Here is a 19,462-nt window from a genome sequence, read left to right on the forward strand (position 1 = left end):
TCGTTTCACTCAATCTAAAATGGAACATACCAGAGAGAGCAAGGAGAGTGGAGATACATGACGATACAAGGAATGCCTGCTAAGCAAGGCCTGTACGATCCGATTTTCGAACATGACGCTTGCGGAATTGGTTTTATTGCCAATTTGAAATCGAAATCGACGCATGATATGGTCCGAAAGGGTCTGAAAATTCTGTGCCAACTGGAACACCGCGGCGGTCAAGGCAGTGATCCGGAAACGGGAGACGGTGCAGGCATCTTAACGCAAATTCCACACACCTTTTTCAAAAAGACCTGTAAAGAGCTGAATATCACGCTGCCCGCGCCAGGCAAATACGGTGTAGGTATGCTGTTTCTTCCGATGGACGAAGCGAAACGGCAAAAGTATGAAGAGCAGCTGGAGGAGATTGTCGCAGCGGAGGGACAAAAATTGCTCGGCTGGAGAACCGTTCCTGTCGACGCGACGAAAATCGGCAAAACGGCTGTAGTGAGTCAGCCTTGTGTCCGCCAAGTATTCATCGGAGCCAGCTCGAATATACAGGACCAAATGACATTTGAACGGAAGCTGTACGTCATTCGCAAGCAGGTGGAACGGGCAACAGGTGCTGTTTTTTACGCCGCTTCCATGTCTTCGCGTACGATTGTTTATAAAGGATTGCTCACACCAGGACAACTGGATGCTTTTTACCTAGATTTGCAAGATAATTCTTACACTTCCACCTTCTCCGTCGTTCACTCCCGTTTCAGTACGAACACATTCCCTACATGGGAGAGGGCGCACCCGAATCGTTATTTGATTCACAATGGGGAAATCAACACCTTGCAAGGAAACATGAACTGGATGATGGCTCGTGAGAAAATGTTCAAGTCCGATGCGTTTGGTGCTGATTTGGCAAAAGTGGTGCCAGTCATTGATATGGCGGGTAGTGATTCGGCGATTTTGGATAACTGCGTGGAGTTTTTCTCGCTGGCAGGTCGCTCCTTGCCGCATGTCGCGATGATGATGATTCCTGAACCGTGGGATCAGGATGAGCAAATCGACGAAAACAAGAAAGCTTTTTACGAGTATCACAGCTGCCTCATGGAGCCGTGGGATGGGCCAACAGCTATTTCTTTTACGGATGGAAGAATCATCGGCGCGATTCTCGACCGAAATGGCCTGCGACCGGCGAGATACTATGTGACGTCCGATGATACCATCATTTTCTCATCGGAGGTTGGCGTTCTCGAAGTACCAGATGAAACGATTGTTCAGAAAGGTCGGCTGAGTCCGGGACGGATGTTGCTGGTCGATCTCGAGGAAGGCAGAATCGTTTCTGACCAGGAAATCAAGCAAAAAATCGCAAGCGAACAGCCATACCGGGAGTGGGTGAAAAACAACCTACATGCTATCGAGGATTTCCCGGCAGCAGGTTGCATGGAGGAGTTGCAAGGAGACAGCTTGCTTGCCCACCAAAAAGCCTTTGGCTATACACAGGAGGAAGTCGACAAGGTACTTGCCCCGATGGTGGCAGAACAAAAAGATCCCATTGGTTCGATGGGCGTAGACACACCACTCGCGGTACTGTCTGATCGCGCACCGCTCTTGTACCACTATTTCAAACAGTCTTTCGCCCAAGTCACAAATCCGCCGATTGATGCGCTGCGGGAGGCTTGCGTAACATCGACCCACACTGTGCTTGGCGCGGAAGGAAACCTGCTTGCACCGGATGCGAGCAATTGTCGCAGAATTCGTCTGTCCAATCCGTTGATCTCCAATCAAGAGCTGGCGAAGCTTCGCGCGAACCCATACCAAGAGTTCAAGGCAAAAACATTGTCGATACTCTTCCGGGCCCAAGGGGGCGAACACGGGCTAGAGCTGGCACTTGATCAAATGTTCGCTGCGGCGGATGAAGCGATTGCTGCTGGCTACACCTTGCTGATTTTATCTGATCGCGGAATGAATCAAGAGTTGGCCGCGATCCCTGCCTTGCTGGCTGGAAGTGGACTTCACCATCATCTCGTCCGCGCAGGGACACGTACCAAAGCGAGCATCATCATAGAATCTGGTGAACCGCGTGATGTGCACCAATTTGCCATGCTGATAGGGTACGGTGCCGATGCGATCAACCCATACGTCGCCATCTCAACAGTAAGCAATCTGGTTGTAACGGCAAAGCTGAAGGAGGTTACGAGCGACGAAGCAGTCGAAGTGTACCTTCAAACAGCCGTAGAAGGTGTTGTAAAAGTCATGTCCAAGATGGGCATTTCGACCATTCAGAGCTACCGTGGCGCACAAATTTTTGAAGCGGTGGGCATTCATTCTGCCGTCATCGATCGCTATTTTAGCCGTACCCCTTCTCAGATATCGGGGATTGGACTGGATGTAATTGAGCAAGAGACTTTGATTCGCCATGCAAAAGCATTTTTGCCTAAGCATTCCGAGGAAGTATTGGAGGCAGGCAGTGATTTTCAGTTCCGCCGTGACGGTGAGTTTCACTTGTTCAACCCAAAGACGGTTCATGCCCTGCAAAAAGCTTGTCGGGAAGGTAGCTATGAGCAGTACAAAATCTATGCAGAGCAAGCAACAGCCCAGCAATTCGTAGCCCTGCGGCATTTGCTCGATTTCAAGTCCAATCGGCAGCCGATTCCGCTGAGTGAGGTAGAATCTGTTGATTCCATTGTTCATCGTTTTAAAACCGGGGCGATGTCATACGGCTCTCTCAGCAAGGAAGCACATGAGACCTTAGCGATCGCCATGAACCGCTTGGGTGCGAAAAGCAACAGCGGGGAAGGCGGCGAGGATTCGGCGCGTTACATCATGGATGAAAACGGAGATTTGCGACGCAGTGCCATCAAGCAGGTCGCATCCGGACGCTTTGGCGTATCTAGTCATTACTTGGTCAATGCCTCTGAGATCCAGATTAAAATGGCACAGGGGGCAAAGCCGGGCGAAGGCGGTCAATTGCCAGGAAGCAAGGTCTACCCATGGATTGCCGAAGTACGCGGATCGACACCAGGGGTTGGACTCATTTCGCCGCCTCCTCATCACGATATTTACTCGATTGAGGATTTGGCACAGCTGATTTTCGACTTGAAAAATGCGAATCCCCGAGCACGAATCAGCGTGAAGCTCGTATCCAAGGCGGGAGTCGGAACGATTGCGGCTGGTGTGGCGAAAGGTCTTGCGGATGTCATTGTGGTCAGTGGACACGATGGAGGCACAGGCGCTTCTCCCAAATCAAGCATCAAGCACGCAGGATTGCCATGGGAACTCGGTCTTGCTGAGACACATCAGACGCTCTTGCTGAACCAGTTGCGCGACCGTGTGGTTCTGGAAACCGATGGCAAACTAATGACGGGACGCGATGTTGTCATTGCAGCTTTACTCGGAGCAGAGGAATTCGGCTTCGCTACAGCTCCACTTGTTTCGATAGGGTGTGTCATGGCTCGTGTATGCCACCTCGATACATGTCCAGTGGGTGTGGCGACACAAAATCCCGAGCTTCGCAAACGGTTTAAAGGCGATCCGCAGCACGCCGTGAATTTCATGCGTCTCGTTGCCCGCGAAGTTCGTGAGATCATGGCGGAGCTGGGCTATCACTCCATCGAGTCGATGATTGGTCAGAGCCATGTCCTGAAGATGGGCGACAAGGCAAAAGAACATTGGAAAGCCAAGCACATTGATTTGTCTGCGCTCTTGTTCCAACCGGATGTCTCTGAGGATGTGGGCCGCTACCATCAGCGCAACCAAGATCACAAGCTGGAAGAAACGCTGGATCGTCAAAAACTGCTCAAGCTGTGCAAGCCAGCATTGAATAAACAGCAGCAGGTAGAGGCAAAGCTCGCCATCACCAATACGAATCGCGTGGTCGGTACGATCTTGGGCAGTGAGGTAACCAAACGCTTTGGCGAGCACGGTCTGCCGGAGGATACCATCCGCCTGCATTTTACTGGTTCGGCAGGTCAAAGCTTCGGGGCATTTGTTCCACGAGGAATCACGCTTCATCTCGAAGGAGATGCAAATGACTACGTAGGAAAAGGGTTATCGGGCGGCAAAATAACGGTCGCACCATCGAAAAACAGCAAATTCGCTCCCGAGCACAACATGATTATCGGAAACGTTGCGTTCTACGGCGCGACCTCTGGGGAGGCGTATATAAACGGCATGGCTGGTGAGCGATTCTGCGTTCGCAACAGCGGAGTGACGGCAGTCGTTGAGGGAGTAGGCGACCATGGCTGCGAGTACATGACTGGAGGACGCGTCGTCGTTCTCGGCCCCGTCGGCAAAAACTTTGCCGCAGGCATGTCAGGTGGTACGGCCTACGTTCTGGTGGAAGACAAAGAGAAATTTGCTGCGATGTGCAATCAGGAGATGGTACTCCTGGAGTCATTGGAAGATCAACGGGAAATCGCACGAGTCAAACGCTTGCTGGAAAACCACGTAAACCACACAGGCAGCCGTCATGCACAAGCTTTGCTCGATGAGTGGGAACGAACCGTCCAACAGTTTGTCAAAGTCATTCCAAAAGATTACAAGCAAATCGTCTCCACGATGGAGGAGTTGGAGAAATCCGGTATGAAGCGCCAAGAGGCGATATTGGCAGCTTTTGAAATGAGCCAGAAGAAAGGCGATGCCAAAGCACCGAAAAAGAAAGCCACCGAGCAATCCTATGTTTCAGTGGGGAAATAAGGAGTTGGCCGATGACTTATTTTGTGAGTCGTCGGCCTTTCCTCGTTTTCATTCAAACAGATTGGGAAAAATGACAGAATTTGATATGATAAGAAAAGATTAGATTCTATAAACGATTGTATGGCAGGTGATGGGATGTTTTTCCAAAATCACGAATCGCAATCAAGTTATCGGCAAACCCCTGAAAATTCTTCGCTATCCCCAACCCCAAAAAGCGCTGCACCCCATGTCTTACAGCTCGCCAAAAAAATCGGAAATAAAGCCATGATCCAATTACATCAAAAGCAAAGAAATAACCAACCGGTCATACAAGGCAAATTTAAGGATATTGAACCAACCGATTACACAAAAGATGAGTATGCTAACAATCCAAAAAACGAAGGTCAATTTACTGCTGTTCGAGCAGATAAAGACCTCCCTACCTTTTGGGGCGTGTTGAAAGATACATATGGAGAGGACAACGTAAATAAAAACTTCTTTTCCAAGACAGAAGTATTAGGAGATACATGTGATCGTCCTCATTCCGTTACTGCTATCGTAACAAAAGGCACATCGAGAAAGGATCGTAAAGGCGATTCTGTTGTGAGTGCGATTGGCAATCTGGGTACAGAAGAGCGATTGATCCGGGATGGAAAAAATGATGCAGCTAAAACCGCATACGATGGGGGGCACTTGGTCGGTTATCAGATTGTACGAGGAATCGAAGCGAACCAAGCGTGGAATATAGCCCCGCAGGATGTGAAAAACAACGAGCATTCTTATAATAATACGATTGAAAAAATGCTACGTGGAGCGGCAAGAGGTACGGAGTATACGTACTCTGTTGAGGTGAAATACGATCAATGGAACTTTCGTGTGGATCAAGAACAATTGGTTAAGCTAGGTGCTTTGAAGCAGGTCGATTCAACGAAGCCATGGGAAATTCAGCTACCAGTCAGGATTCCGTTTAAATGGGATGCAAAGGCGGAAATGAGCAAGAAAGATGAAGAGAAATGGAAATTTGCCAGTCCGACAGAGGGGGAATCTTCTCTCGAACAGTTTTCGCAAACAATGGATGAAGGGAATTTGGATTTTACGAGAAAAAGCCACACAGCAAGATTTAATCTCGCATTTTCCGATAAGGACGGAAATGAGGAGCTCTATGATAGTGATTCCGACAACTTCGATGCGAAGAAAGTGAAAGGGATTCGCTATTCCATGCATCAATCATTACCGACAGACTTTTTGAAAAATCAAAAACCGGTAGAATGGAAGGGAGACGAAGTGAATGCAGTAGCTCATTTTGGTGAGGTGAAAAAGGGGCAAGCTTCGTCCACCAATGTTTTGGAAATCATACCAGCCAAACTGAAACGAAACAAAATTCTTATCGATGAGATTGAAGAAATTGGTGATGTAGAAAAGCCAGAAAAAATGAGATTAATTCCAGAAGGCATTTCCCTGTTAGACGAACGAGACGAGAAAAAATGTCTATTTATTTATCAATTAAATGAAAACAAAATTCGAAATGAATACGAGATACTTAAGGAAATAGAGGCGGATTATTACCCATATTTTGATGTACAACAAGAAGAAGAGGAAAGCTTTGAGAAAGAAAAAGAGAACTTCGATACCATAGCAAGTGAGTTCGCCATGTTGGTGGAAGAATTAGACAATAAGAAAGAGGATGAGATAGAGAGTGCTCAACAAAACATGGCCCAGTATAACAAAATACTAGAGGCACAGACCCTAACCCTAACACGGATAAAAAACCACCGAATCGGAAGGAATTTATACAAGGACACAGTAAATGAGTTCTATCCTCTATATAAAGAGAAAATATTTCGTAGCTTACAAGTAGTGTATTCGATAACTGGGTATGATTTTGGCATGGAATATTATCATAATGACAAAAAAACAGACAGTAAAATCAAAACGAACAGCAATGGGAAAAGAACATTGGAGGCAAGGGAAGATAAGCGCAAAAAAAGAAAAGCTGATAAGGAACAACAAGAAAAAATGAAAAAGATGACCGAAGAAGCGAGAGGCAAGTATTTGCGAAAATCAGTAGAAGATTATTTAAATAAGAAGTAAGGGGGAGAAAAAGAATGGGTATGTGTGGAAATTACATGATAGCAAATGACGAGATGATCGATTCATGGATTGCAGGGACGATCGATTTATATGAGGTAGAGCTGAAAGAAGAGGATATGCTGGATATAGATAAAACCTGGCAAGCCATTCCCTATACGTTGTGCGGAGAATTAATGGATGGAGAGCCTCCATTTTGCTATGTGGTACCTTTATTAACGGACCAAGCAGTTGAATTCGGGGAGTTTGGCGCATTCTATTTACATAGTGAACAGGTAAAAGCAGCGTATGAGGCCATTGCCAATATGTCCGAGTCAGCTCTAAAAGAGAAGTACCATTTTCCTACCTTGGTGGAAAAGGATGTGTACCCACTTCACGAGGGAGATGAAGCGGAAGGATTTTTTGCGTACATGTTGCATCATTTTCAATCGATTCAAGCATTCTTCAAGCGAGCAGCAGAGCAAGAAAAAGGCCTTATCTTCTACATCAGCTAATGGAACGTGGTGCAGGTTTGCTCCTGCACCACGTCTTGTCAAACATAGAAGAAGCTTGATTTATTCTGTTCGGTCTCTATTGGCATCATTATTCGTAGCACCAAACGTGTCATTGGCGTCAGCCGACACATTTTCCCCCATTTTGTTGCCAACTGCACCCCCGGCAACTGCACCTGCAATGGTACCAAGCGGACCTAGAATAGAACCTACAGCAGCACCTACTGCCGCACCGCCAACTGTTCCTACAGCTTCACCAGCTCCACTGCCTGCCATGTTCGCTTCGTCGTTGCCAACAGCATCGTTGTGATTGCGTTCGTTGTTCGTAGCCAAGATTGTCACTCCCTCGATTAGTGTTGGGAAGCTCTGCTATATCAAACGTGCAGCCCCAAGGCATAGTGTGTCCCAAACCTATCTTTTCATTCCAAAAAAAACCTTTAAGCAGGAGGGACCGAGATCATGATTCAATCCATCGTGCATATCGCGCTCGTGGTCAAAGATTATGATGAAGCCATTGAGTTTTATACCAAGAAGCTCCATTTTACGTTAGTGGAAGATACGTATCAGCCAGAACAGGATAAGCGGTGGGTTGTCGTATCTCCGCCAGGTTCTGTTGGCACTACGATCTTGCTTGCAAAAGCATCCAAACCTGAGCAAGAGCCATTTATCGGGAATCAGGCTGGCGGGAGAGTTTTTCTCTTTTTAAACACAGATGACTTTTGGCGAGATTATCATGAGATGGTCGCAAGAGGAATCCAATTTGTGAGAGAGCCATCAGAACAGCCGTACGGAATGGTGGCGGTGTTTCAGGATCTATATGGCAACCTGTGGGATTTGCTAGAGCTGAATGAAGATCATCCGATTGCTAAACGAATGAAGTAGCGTGTCACCCAACTAGACAAAAAACAGGTCTTACCCCCAGCGATGCGGATGGAAAGACCTGTTTTTCATTTTGTATTACACGATATAGGACAGTCCCATGATCAAAATGATTGCTACCACAGATAGAATGGTCTCCATCACTGTCCATGTTTTAAGCGTATCTTGCACAGACATATTGAAGTATTCCTTGATCAGCCAGAAGCCGGAATCATTTACGTGAGACAGGATCAGGGAGCCAGAACCAGTTGCCAGTACCAAAAGCTCTGGGCTTGTTCCAGGGATTTGCAGCGCGATAGGACCTACGATACCGGCTGCCGTCATCATGGAGACGGTCGCAGAGCCAGTTGCCACACGGATCAGGGCCGCGATCAGCCAGCCCAGGAAAATAGGGGAGATCGCAGATGCCGTAGCAAGCTGGGCAATATAGTCACCCACACCGCTGTTCAGTAGCACTTTGTTAAATGCGCCACCTGCGCCGATGACGAGCAAGATTGTCGCGGTTGGAGCCAAGCAATCGTTTGTGAATTTGAGAATATCGTCTTTGGTAAAACCACGGTTGAACCCGAGTGTCCAGAAGGAAACAATTACGGCAATCAACAGGGACGTAATCGGGCTTCCGATAAAATCTGCCCATTGGCGAATCGTATGTTCTTTTGGCAGAGTCACATCCGCAACCGTTGCAGACAACATCAACAGCACAGGGAGCAAGACGGTGAAGACGGTGATCCCAAAGCTAGGCAAATCACGCTCGGACTTTGGCTCCGCCAACTGAGAAGCGAGCTCTGGAGAGATGCTGGCCTTGACTCTTTTGCTAATCCAGCTACCGTAGATCGGTCCTGCAATGATCGCGGAAGGCAGTGCGACAATGAGGGAGAGCAGAATCGTTTTACCGACATCTGCGTGGAACAGATCGACAGCGGCCATAGCAGCAGGGTGAGGCGGCACAATCCCGTGAACGATAGAAAGGCCGGCTACGAGCGGAATTCCGATTTTGACAAGGGAGACCCCTGTTTGTCTGGCAATCGTAAACACGAGCGGAATCAAAAGTACAAAACCAACCTGGAAGAATACCGGAACCCCTACGATAAACGCCACGAACATCATGGCCCAGTGTACGTTTTTCTCACCGAAGCGGTTGATGAGCGTACGGGCAATGCGTTCGGCACCGCCAGATTCGGCCATCATTTTGCCAAGCATAGTTCCCAAGGCTAGCACGATCGCGATAAAACCGAGAGTGCCACCCATCCCATCCTTGATGGAATCCACAACTTTTACAAGCGGCATGCCGGATGCGATTCCCACAAAACCTGCGGCCAATAGCAGTGCGATAAACGGGTTCAGTTTGAAGCGGGTAATCAGAACGAGCAGGAAGACGATGGACAGCAGTGTAATGACGAGTGGCATGATGAACCCTCCCTAGTTGTTGTCTCTAGTTGTTCAACCTCTTTTGGAATTCGGCTATCAGCTTGTACTCTTCCAGCAGGTTGTAATAAACACGCTCGTATATATAGAAAAGCTCCAAATAGACACTGGATCGTTCCAAATCAGGCTCATGGCGATGCGAAATATGAATCATTTTTTTCACATCTTGCAAATGATCCATCGCTCCCAATGCATGCATCGCCAGAAGAGCGGCACCAAAGCTCGAGCTTTCATGACTCTCAGGGATCAGCACTTCATACCCGAACATATCGGACATAATCTGCCGCCATTCCCGCGAGCGGGCGAATCCACCCGATGCTCGGATTTCCTTGGCTCCACCTGCCAGATCGCGCAGGGCGATACCGATGCTGTAGACGCTAAACAAGATTCCTTCGAGAACAGCTCGGATAAAATGCTCGCGCTTATGATGCAGGCCGATACCGAAGAAGGAGCCTCTTGCTTGTGCGTTCCAGTACGGAGCTCGTTCGCCCGACAAGAAGGGGAGAAAGAGCAACCCGTCTGCACCAGCTCGAACATGCTCAGCAGCTTGGATCATGACATCGTAAGGATCAACGCCGAGCTGTTTGGCTTTTTCCACTTCAGGCCAACTGAATTCGTCACGGAACCAGCGAAGCATGATCCCACCGTTGTTCGAGGGTCCACCAATCACCCAATGGTTTTCTGTCAGCAGGTAGCAGAAAGTCCGCCCTTTAGGATCCGTGATCGGCTCTGGAACAATCGTTCTTACTGCGCCACTCGTACCAATGGTAATGGCTACCTGTCCGTGGTCAATGGCTCCGATGCCGAGGTTTGCCAAAACCCCATCGCTCGCACCGACAACGAAAGGTGTATCAGGATCGATCCCGATCTCTTCCGCATAACGAATCTTCATTCCTCGCAGGATATGAGTAGTTGGTACAGGTTCACTGAGATGTTGCTTGGAAATGCCTGCGACTCGCAGTGCCTCCTCGTCCCAGTCGAGCTTTCTCAGATTAAACAGTCCCGTAGCAGAAGCAATGGAATAATCGACGATATACTCACCAAAAAGCCGATAAATGACATACTCCTTGATCGAAATAAACTTGGCTGCCCGCCGAAACGTATCTGGCAAGTTCTCCCGTAGCCACATGATTTTGGGTAGTGGAGACATGGGATGGATGGGCGTGCCGGTCGCTAAGTAAATCTGATGACCGACACCGTCGGCTTTTAGTCGATCTGCCTGTACCACGCTCCGATTATCAGCCCAGATAATGCTATTCGTCAGGGGATTGCCACTCGGATCGACAGCGATCAGACTGTGCATGGCAGTAGAGAAGCCAATACCACCGATCTCGCTTTTGGCAATGCCTGCATGCTCCAGTGCTTGCTTTAAAGCCTGAATGACAGCAGCAAAAATCGTCTCCGGCTCTTGCTCAGCCCAAGACGGCTGGGGAACGAGTAGCTGATAATCGATATTACCCGTACCGCGGATGGCGCCGGAAGGAGTGAAAACAATTGCTTTGGTACTGGTCGTCCCGATATCAAGCCCGATAAAGTAGGTTTGCGTCATAGAAGTCACCCCTAATTGAATACGCTTTCAACGTGTTGTCATGGAGATAACGCGATTATATCGAAATTTTTTTCATTTGTTAAGCATAAAGAAAAAAATTATTTCATAATTGAACACTTTACACGTTGCTTGTATGATTTGCATTTTTCATCTGCAAGTTGCAAGAGTGGGCAACCAAAAGAAAAAACGCCTGATTTACAGGCGTTTGAGTGAGATAGCTTCGCGAATGTGCTGGATATTAGCGATCGTATCATCCTGCCTCCGTAAAGATACGGCTACATAGAGCAGATCAATAAGGCTGAGCTGAGCAAGCCTGGACGATAGGGCTTCTGTACGAAATACCGTTTCGCGTGAAGTCGTATACAAGCACATGTCTGCCAGACGCACAAGCGGAGATTTGCCATAGCTCGTGATGCCGATTGTTTTTGCTCCGGCTTCCTTGGCAACCTGCAGGGCTGCCAAAATATCTTTATTGGAACCAGAATGGGAAATGCCTACAACGACAGCACCTTTGGTAAGCAGCGAGGCGGACATCACTTGATAGTGAGCATCTGAATGATAGAGACAAGGAATGCCTGTCCGCATAAATTTGTGGTACGCATCCTGCGCGATGACGGCTGAGCCTCCCGAGCCATAAAACTCGATCCGGCTTGCGTTCTCCAAACAGGAGACGATTTTCATTAACTCATCTTTATTGATAATTTGCTGCGTATCCCGAATCGTCTCGATATTTGCTGTGAAAATTTTTTCAGCAATCGCACTGACGTCATCGTCGTCGAGATTGATTTCTTGATGAATCGTTTGCTTCGGATTCGTGACTTCACTCGCCAAGGCGATTTTGAATGCTTGGTAACCGCGAAATCCAAGCCTGCGGCACAGACGAAATACGGTAGCATCTGCACACTGGCATTGATCGGCTAGCTCCGTGATAGAGAAGTGAATAATTTCACTGGCATGCTCCAAAATATAGTCGGCGATCTGTTGTTCTTTCCCGCTTAATTGTGTATAGATGGCGCGTAATTGTGTGAGCACACGAGGAGCATGCGGGGTGGAAGCGTTCATCAATAGGTACCTCCTAACGTTCCATTGTGAATCTGTACTGATAGTATAAGGAAAATCAGACTCCTTTTCATAGGTTCGAAAAAATTTTCTTCATTTTTGATGAAAGATGAAAATTTTTGTCTTATAATACGTGGTAACGGATATGATCCAAAAAGGAGTGACGTACACGATATGAAACTTGCGATCCTCGGATTAGGAAAAATGGGGTACAATCTCACGCTTAATTTGCTCTCGCATCAGCATGAGGTCGTAGCCTATGATGTAGATTCTACGCGTGCAGAAGAGTTGAGTCATGAAGGCGCGATTCCAGCATTTTCGGTGGAGGACGCTATGGCAAAGTTGCCGACACCTCGCGTAGTATGGCTGATGGTACCGGCAGGAGAGATTGTGGATCAATTGGTCGATCAGCTCTCTACCTTGCTAGCTGCAGGAGATATCGTCATTGACGGTGGCAACTCCCATTACAAGCAATCGCTAGATCGCTATGCACGCTTGAAAGAGAAAGGCATTCACTTCATGGATGCAGGAACGAGCGGAGGCATGGAGGGAGCGCGCCACGGAGCATGTATGATGATTGGTGGAGATCAGGAAGCATTCACTCATATCGAGCCAATGATTCGCGACATTAACGTCGAAAACGGATATTTGTATGCTGGGGAAGCGGGCAGCGGCCACTTCTTGAAAATGATTCATAACGGAATCGAATACGGCATGATGCAGGCGATTGGGGAAGGTTTTGAGGTCCTTGCGAAAAGCCAGTATAACTACGATTTTGCCGAGGTCGCACGCGTGTGGGCAAACGGTTCCGTCATTCGCGGCTGGCTGATGGACTTGACAGAGCGAGCTTTTCGAAAAGACGCCAAGCTTGATGAAATCCGTGGGGTCATGCATTCTTCCGGGGAAGGAAAATGGACGCTGGAAACTGCGCTGGACCTACAGGCAGCTACACCCGTGATTGCGATGTCCTTACTGATGCGTTACCGTTCGTTGGACGAGGATACGTTCCACGGAAAAGTGGTCGCAGCCTTGCGCAATGAATTTGGCGGACATGCTGTAGAAAAGAAATAAGAAAGGGGATGACCGTAAAGGTGCTTCGGTGGTTGAAGCTCCGGGGTCATCCTTTTTTTGTATATGGAAGAAGAAGGAATTTTCAGTTGGAAAGCAAAGTATCGTGTATCACCCAGAAGTTTGTCTGGACAAAAAGTGCTTAATTATTCAGTAGCTTCTAAAACGATGGGAGGATGGAAAGATGAGCGTTGAAGAGGTTGTTTTGTACAAAAATGAGAAAGGAATCGTGACCCTGACGCTAAACAGACCAGAGGCATTGAATGCATTGAACCGAGATGTGCTTAATCAGCTTTCGGCCATCTTGGACCGGATCAAAAACGATCCCAGTGTGAAAGCGGTCGTCCTTACAGGGATGGGAGAAAAAGCATTTTCGGCCGGAGCCGACATCTCGTACCTGCATCAGGCGACACCGATGGAAGTAAGGGATTTTGCTCAGTTGGCCGTGTCGGTGACCAGTCAAATCGAATCGTTGGGAAAAGTAGTCGTTGCTGCGATTAACGGCTATGCGTTAGGCGGGGGCCTTGAAATCGCTGAATCGTGCACGCTGCGTATTGCGGTTCATCATGCCAAAATGGGACATCCGGAGGTACGAATTGGAGCAGTAGCCGGCTTTGGTGGAACAACTAGACTTCCTAGGCTAATTGGAAAAGGCCGTGCCGCGGAGTTGCTTCTTACAGGAGCAGCGATAGATGCGGATGAAGCATACCGAATAGGACTGGTAAATCGGGTCGTTTCTCGTGAGCGGCTACTGGCTGAAACAGAGGAGGTTCTCCAAGAAATTTTGTCTCAGTCTCCGCTGGCAGTGAAACTAACGTGGGACGCGATTCATCGCGGAAGCAACCTGACCGTAGAGGAGTCCGCACTTCTTGGCGCAGACTACTTCGGACTCGTGGCATCCACCGAAGACTTTCGGGAAGGAACGAAAGCTTTCTTGGACAAAACACCACCGCGTTTTACAGGGAGATAATCATACGCGCCGTAATACCTCACACAATTCAACCAACCGCCTAACTCCGTACATCTGATGGCGATTGCGATCGTGAATGCTTTTGATTGCATCTGCTGTCACTTTTTTGGCCTGCTCCATCCTTTGATTTTCGACGGCTTGTACAATTTCTTTCATGTTTGTTAAAAAATACACCGTATTGCGCAATGTGCGGATAAGCAAAATCTTCCGTATATCCATGGGAGTGAATAGGCGGTAGCCATTCTCAGGATCTCGTGGCAGTACGAGCAAGCCTTCTTTTTCCCAATGGCGAATCGCAGACGTGGTGACTCCTGCGTAAGCAGCAACTTCACCAATCGTCATGCGGTTTCGCCACTTTTTGTTTAAGGGCAAGGAGACGTCGAGATTTTCCAATAGTTCGAGTGTTTGGTCTGCTGCGACCTTCTCTTGTTGAAGGTTGGCCTGTTCTTTATTCACGAGCCAAAAGGCAGTATCCATATCCGCTTTTTGAATCGACCGAAGGACTTCACAGGTGATGGCGACCCCGAAGCCGGGGAACATGGCGCGTAGGCAACGAAAATAGGCAAGATGGATCTCTGTATACAGTCGATAACCATTGTCTGCACGATCAGGAGCAGGAACGACTCCCCATGATTCATAATGACGCAAAGCACTCGTGCTAATATGTAGCTCGCGAGCGATCTCAATCGGCTTGTAATAAGGCATCTGACGCACCTCCCGCTGGTTTGTTATCGCGGATTTCACTATACCAAGAACAGCATTTTGAAGCAAATAATCCCTATGATAAAATAGGTAATATTTCTTAATGAAATCATCCGATGAGAAGACAAAAGGAGGAAGGTTTGTGAAGGGTGAGTCAGGAAAAGTCTGGAGATTCATGATTTCTGGATCATTCAGGCTGCTGTATAGCAGCGTGGCAATATTATTCATCATGTTTATGGGCTTTACCCTATCTGCTAGTGCTCTTACGATGCCATCGATACAAAATGCGACTGTCGCTGCGATTGTATCACCCATTCAGCTAGAATTACCGCAAAGTAATATGTACAGAGAAGGTGAGGTTCTTACTTTTGCGGTATCGTACCCAGAGAATGTAACAGTCTCTGGGACTCCAACTTTGCCATTGCTGATCGGTTCGACTCCTGTGAGTGCCCATTTTGTAAATGGTTCAGGCAGCAGCAAGTTGTCGTTTGCGTACACGATTGCCGATGATCTGGAAGATTACGATGGAATCTCAATCGGAGCATCTCTTGAATTAAACGGTGGTTCCATAACGGATTCGTCGAACAATGCTGTTCCGATTACATTCGGAACGGTTTCGGGAACAGGGATCAATGTTGACTCCAGAATCCCAGCTCTCCTTACTGTGGAGGTGCCTCCACCTGGAATATACGGTATTGGAGATAATCTCTCTTTTAAACTGAAATACAGTGAACCTGTGAATGTAAGCCTCATGAATAAGGTCCATCTTGATTTGATTGTCGGAGCGGAATCCAAGCAAGCCTTGTACGAATCGGGTTCAGGAAGCGACACACTGGTCTTTACATATGTTGTGCAACCAGGTGACAGGGATATGAATGGGATCACCCTTCAGCCTGTGATTGTGCTAAATGGCGGTACCATTCAAGATTATGCGGGCCACTCATCTAGTTTGATGTTATTGAATATAGGGAACACAACGGGACTCCTCGTAAATACTGCTTCTCTACAAATTACAGGTGTCGGGGTTCCTAGCGCCGGGTTGTACGGAAATCAACAGAGTCTGGACTTTGTGGTGAAGACAAATGGACCTGTAACGGTAAACACGGGAACTGGAACACCCGTGATCCAACTCATGATTGGTTCAGATGTTAAGGAGGCACAGTATCTCTCAGGCTCTGGCACATCCGAATTGATTTTCCGTTACGTCTTGCGCAATGGAGACGAAGACAAAAACGGTATCGCTGTTCATTTCAATCAGATTTTACTGAATGGAGGTACGATTCAAGATACAGCAGGCAATGCACTGGAGCTCGTTTTGCAAGGAATCGGGGATACATCCGGGATCCTTGTTGATGCGAATCCACCTGCTATTCCCGGCCTGAATCCGCTACCTTTCATCCACAAAACCAACCAGATTACGATAAGCGGATCGGCTGAGCCAAAGAGTACGGTAACCGTCATCGTCGATAATAAGGCTGCAAGTACTGTGACAGTAAATGACAATGGAGGTTGGAGTACGATTGTTACACTTGCAAACGGTACGCATCAAATCAAGGCTCGTGCCACTGACGGTGCGGGGAACAATAGTACAGATAGCATAACCTATACCATCACAGTAGATGGCGATGCCCCAAAACAGCCAATTATTACGGTGAGCCATGACAAATGGACCAACCAAGACGTAGATGTAGAGTTGACCGGAGAAGTTGGAGCAAAAGTCGAGTATAGGCTGAATGAGGGAGGGTGGGTACCGTATACAACCCCTTTCACGATAACCGATGAAGGTATCACAACCATTCGGGCAAAGCAAACCGATGCAGCCAATAACAGCAGTGAGGAAAAAATGACTGAGGTTCGCATTGACAAAACAAATCCAGTGATTACGTTAAAAGGCGATACGAGCATGAGAATATACAGGGGAACAGCCTTTCAAGACCCCGGGGCTACGGTGAACGACTTGGTCCCTGGCTTGTCAGCCGATGTCTCCGGAAATGTCGATTCGAATCGAGTGGGCACCTATACCCTTCAGTACGATGCCATCGATCCGGCTGGAAACAGAGCAATTCAGGTCATACGTACCGTTCATGTTGTTGAACGACCAGTGACACCACCACCGCCTGCTTATTTTCCAGTCACGGATATCAATCTGGACGAGGAAAAGCTGATTCTCGAAGAGGGAAAAGAAGTCACGCTAAAGGCGACGATCACCCCATCCTATGCAACGAATCAGGAAGTGAAATGGAAGAGCAGTAACCCTAAGGTAGCCGAAGTAGATGATAAGGGGCACATAACCGCGAAAAGTGAAGGAAAGACCACCATTACCGTAACGTCTGTAGATGGAAATAAAGAGGCGATAACGGAAGTGACGGTAAAAGAAGAAGCAGACGATTCCTTCCAATTGGAAATCATCGATAAGAAATACTGGGTAAGACCGTACTCCAGCGTTCGCTACAAGGTGTATGCTGTTAAAGATGGCAAACGTACAGATATTACAGAGGATAAAGAAATAACGTACGACAGCGATAACGATTTGGTTGAAGTCAAACCTGGACGCATAAAAGCGGGGAAAACAGAGGGAGAATCTGTGATTACCGTTCGTTATCGCGGAAAAGAGCTGGAGATTCCCGTCACGATTTCCAACCTGTATATCCGTTCACTTACAGCCAATATTCAAAAGGCTGTCTTAGAGGTCGATGAAGAAAGGGAACTGGAAGTGACCGCCCTCTTGAGCAACAAAGAGAGCGATGAGGTGACGAAATTCGTCCAATGGTCTTCAAGGAATCCTCAGGTTGCAGACGTAACGAAGGACGGTGTACTGCTTGCCAAAAAGCCTGGAACGGCTGTCCTTACAGGGAAATACGCAAACAAAGAAGTAAGGTTAACTATCTTGGTCATGGAAGAAAAAGCACCAGATTGGTTAGAACCAAATCGCGGCTCGTTTTATCTAGCACCAGAAGAAAGCAAGTCTGTCACCGTACATGCTGTGTATGGAAAGGGTTTTAAAGAAGAAGTGACCTCAGATGCCGAGTGGACATCCGAAGACCCAGAAATAGCAACGGTAGATAATAAGGGGAACATCACCGCCTTGGCTGAGGGGAATACGATTGTCACGACCAGGTATCAAGGGAAAAACATTCAGATCAAGGTTGGCGTTCGTAAATAAAGGGTGAACAGAGCCAGTTATACCTATGAGGGGTTATAACTGGCTCTCACTTTTTGGAAGGTCGTAATACTTTTACCCTGTTCAGCAGGGGATGGAAAGGTGAAAATTGTCAGTAGATATTCATTCTTCATTTCCAGAGGTGAGACAACGTATGGCCATTGTTCAGCTACGATCAGAGAACCCGGATTTTTCTTACATGATCAAGAAAAATCCGAATTCCGGAATGAGTTTACGATCCATTCGAAAAGGCATCGCTTACGGATGGTTTTCCAATACGGATACATACAACGTTTACTTTAAAGATGCAGAAAATGAGGTTTCCTACAAACAATCTGAAAAGGAGCATTTTGAATATTTGAATGTCTCCCGATACAATACTCCGTTGTTTCCGTTAAATGCAATCAATGAATTTTTTTCCGCAGCGATGAAGCAACACAACGAGCAGGATGCAGAAGGGTATGAGCATGTTTTTATCATCAACATGATTCATATCGAACGACTGCTGTATCTGACTTTTTTTGAGAAGCACCTGAAGGATTTCACCTTTGAGCTCAAGCATCACGCCGATAAAAGCTACGCGTTGACCATCACAACCAGAACGAGTCTGCATCAGCTTCTCCACGTCGTAAGTGTGCTCTGTCTATTCTTGAGTATGTTTGGAAAAGAGTACATCGATATATCCGATAACATCCTGGATAAATACATCAAAAGCATCCATGTCATGGACGCACCTTTTTACATACGTAGCCTGTTCGCACGAAACTTCCTGACAACCAGAGAGCGCTATCGCAAGTACAAGACCGAGATTGAGAAGACAAGCCGCTACCCCATTCAATTGGAGTATGGCAGCACCGGTTTACAGAGAAGGAACTACATCGCGAGTAAGCTTCCTTTTACCAAATCGATCGTAGATATCGGTTGCGGAGAAGGCTTTTATGCGATCCCGTTCGCTTCCAAGCTGCCGCAGTATTACTATGCCATCGATATCGATGAACAATCGGTGGAATTAGTCAGACGCAGGGCCTGGGAAAAAGAAATTTCGAATCTCATTTTGTTCCCCTCGCTTGATCAGTTTTTACAGGATTACAACGGTGAGCAGGTAGATGTCATTATGACTGAGGTCATTGAGCATATGAGCAAAGAGGAAGCGAGAGCGCTCATCCAGCAAATCTGCAGTCGATTGGATTTTGACCATCTGATCATAACAACACCCAACTCAGATTTTAATCAGTTCTATGAGCTGGAAGGCTATCGCCACGACGATCATAAATGGGAAATGGGACAAGAAGAGTTCCAGGCATGGATGACCGAGATCATGGAAGAAGCCGGGGTGCAGGGGCAATTTGTGTCCATTGGTGACGGCGTGAACGAGATTCACACCACTCAAGGCGTCATTGTCCAGAGAAAGGGGGCGTAAC

At 47.5% G+C, this 19,462-nt stretch carries 13 protein-coding genes; 8 read left to right on the top strand and 5 right to left on the bottom strand.

Annotated elements, in window-relative coordinates; all coding sequences use genetic code 11:
• Window positions 1–57: 57 nt before the first annotated feature.
• The 3 genes from gltB (at window position 58) to HPY31_RS03235 (ending at window position 7,232) form a co-directional block, all read left to right on the top strand.
• The gene (gltB, locus tag HPY31_RS03225) at window positions 58–4,671 is read left to right on the top strand and encodes a glutamate synthase large subunit (protein WP_172138345.1); all 4,614 of its coding nucleotides are present in this window, start codon (window positions 58–60) and stop codon (window positions 4,669–4,671) included.
• 738 nt (window positions 4,672–5,409) lie between these two features.
• Window positions 5,410–6,741 carry a hypothetical protein gene (locus HPY31_RS03230; RefSeq protein WP_253901655.1) on the top strand — a complete coding sequence of 444 codons (1,332 nt, stop codon included), beginning with the start codon at window positions 5,410–5,412 and terminating at the stop codon, window positions 6,739–6,741.
• 14 nt (window positions 6,742–6,755) lie between these two features.
• Entirely contained in the window at window positions 6,756–7,232 is a 477-nt protein-coding gene (locus HPY31_RS03235) for a YfbM family protein (protein ID WP_172138347.1), read from the top strand.
• 60 nt (window positions 7,233–7,292) lie between these two features.
• On the opposite strand, the gene HPY31_RS03240 is transcribed toward HPY31_RS03235, so the two are convergent.
• Window positions 7,293–7,505, bottom strand: coding sequence for a glycine zipper domain-containing protein (locus HPY31_RS03240; protein ID WP_142496388.1), 213 nt, complete (start codon window positions 7,503–7,505; stop codon window positions 7,293–7,295).
• Window positions 7,506–7,688: 183 nt separating this feature from the next.
• Here HPY31_RS03240 and HPY31_RS03245 point away from each other — a divergent pair, with 183 nt between their 5' ends.
• Window positions 7,689–8,111 (top strand): VOC family protein, encoded by a 423-nt coding sequence (locus HPY31_RS03245; protein ID WP_172138349.1) that lies wholly within the window; start codon window positions 7,689–7,691, stop codon window positions 8,109–8,111.
• A 75-nt stretch (window positions 8,112–8,186) separates the two neighbouring features.
• On the opposite strand, the gene HPY31_RS03250 is transcribed toward HPY31_RS03245, so the two are convergent.
• From HPY31_RS03250 to HPY31_RS03260, 3 genes are all read right to left on the bottom strand, one after another.
• Window positions 8,187–9,515 carry a GntP family permease gene (locus HPY31_RS03250; protein WP_172138351.1) on the bottom strand — a complete coding sequence of 443 codons (1,329 nt, stop codon included), beginning with the start codon at window positions 9,513–9,515 and terminating at the stop codon, window positions 8,187–8,189.
• 25 nt (window positions 9,516–9,540) lie between these two features.
• On the bottom strand, window positions 9,541–11,082 hold the full coding sequence (gene gntK / locus HPY31_RS03255) for a gluconokinase (protein ID WP_172138353.1): 1,542 nt from the start codon (window positions 11,080–11,082) through the stop codon (window positions 9,541–9,543).
• A 195-nt stretch (window positions 11,083–11,277) separates the two neighbouring features.
• Window positions 11,278–12,144 carry a MurR/RpiR family transcriptional regulator gene (locus HPY31_RS03260; protein ID WP_056494417.1) on the bottom strand — a complete coding sequence of 289 codons (867 nt, stop codon included), beginning with the start codon at window positions 12,142–12,144 and terminating at the stop codon, window positions 11,278–11,280.
• Window positions 12,145–12,315: 171 nt separating this feature from the next.
• Here HPY31_RS03260 and gnd point away from each other — a divergent pair, with 171 nt between their 5' ends.
• Window positions 12,316–13,212: a phosphogluconate dehydrogenase (NAD(+)-dependent, decarboxylating) gene (gene gnd / locus HPY31_RS03265; protein ID WP_172138355.1), complete on the top strand. Its 897-nt coding sequence runs from the start codon at window positions 12,316–12,318 to the stop codon at window positions 13,210–13,212.
• Between the two features lie 181 nt (window positions 13,213–13,393).
• Window positions 13,394–14,179, top strand: a complete 786-nt coding sequence (locus HPY31_RS03270; RefSeq protein WP_172138357.1) for an enoyl-CoA hydratase/isomerase family protein — start codon at window positions 13,394–13,396, stop codon at window positions 14,177–14,179.
• Here the strand turns inward: HPY31_RS03270 and HPY31_RS03275 are convergent, their stop codons facing one another.
• Window positions 14,180–14,884: a MerR family transcriptional regulator gene (locus tag HPY31_RS03275; protein ID WP_172138359.1), complete on the bottom strand. Its 705-nt coding sequence runs from the start codon at window positions 14,882–14,884 to the stop codon at window positions 14,180–14,182.
• A 139-nt stretch (window positions 14,885–15,023) separates the two neighbouring features.
• On the opposite strand from HPY31_RS03275, the gene HPY31_RS03280 reads away from it, so the two are divergent.
• Window positions 15,024–18,044 carry an Ig-like domain-containing protein gene (locus HPY31_RS03280; protein ID WP_172138361.1) on the top strand — a complete coding sequence of 1,007 codons (3,021 nt, stop codon included), beginning with the start codon at window positions 15,024–15,026 and terminating at the stop codon, window positions 18,042–18,044.
• A gap of 151 nt (window positions 18,045–18,195) precedes the next feature.
• Window positions 18,196–19,461 (top strand): class I SAM-dependent methyltransferase, encoded by a 1,266-nt coding sequence (locus HPY31_RS03285; protein ID WP_172138363.1) that lies wholly within the window; start codon window positions 18,196–18,198, stop codon window positions 19,459–19,461.
• The last annotated feature ends 1 nt before the right edge of the window (window position 19,462 follow it).

The sequence above is a fragment of the Brevibacillus sp. HB1.3 genome (assembly GCF_013186635.1).
Lineage (GTDB): Bacteria > Bacillota > Bacilli > Brevibacillales > Brevibacillaceae > Brevibacillus > Brevibacillus brevis_D.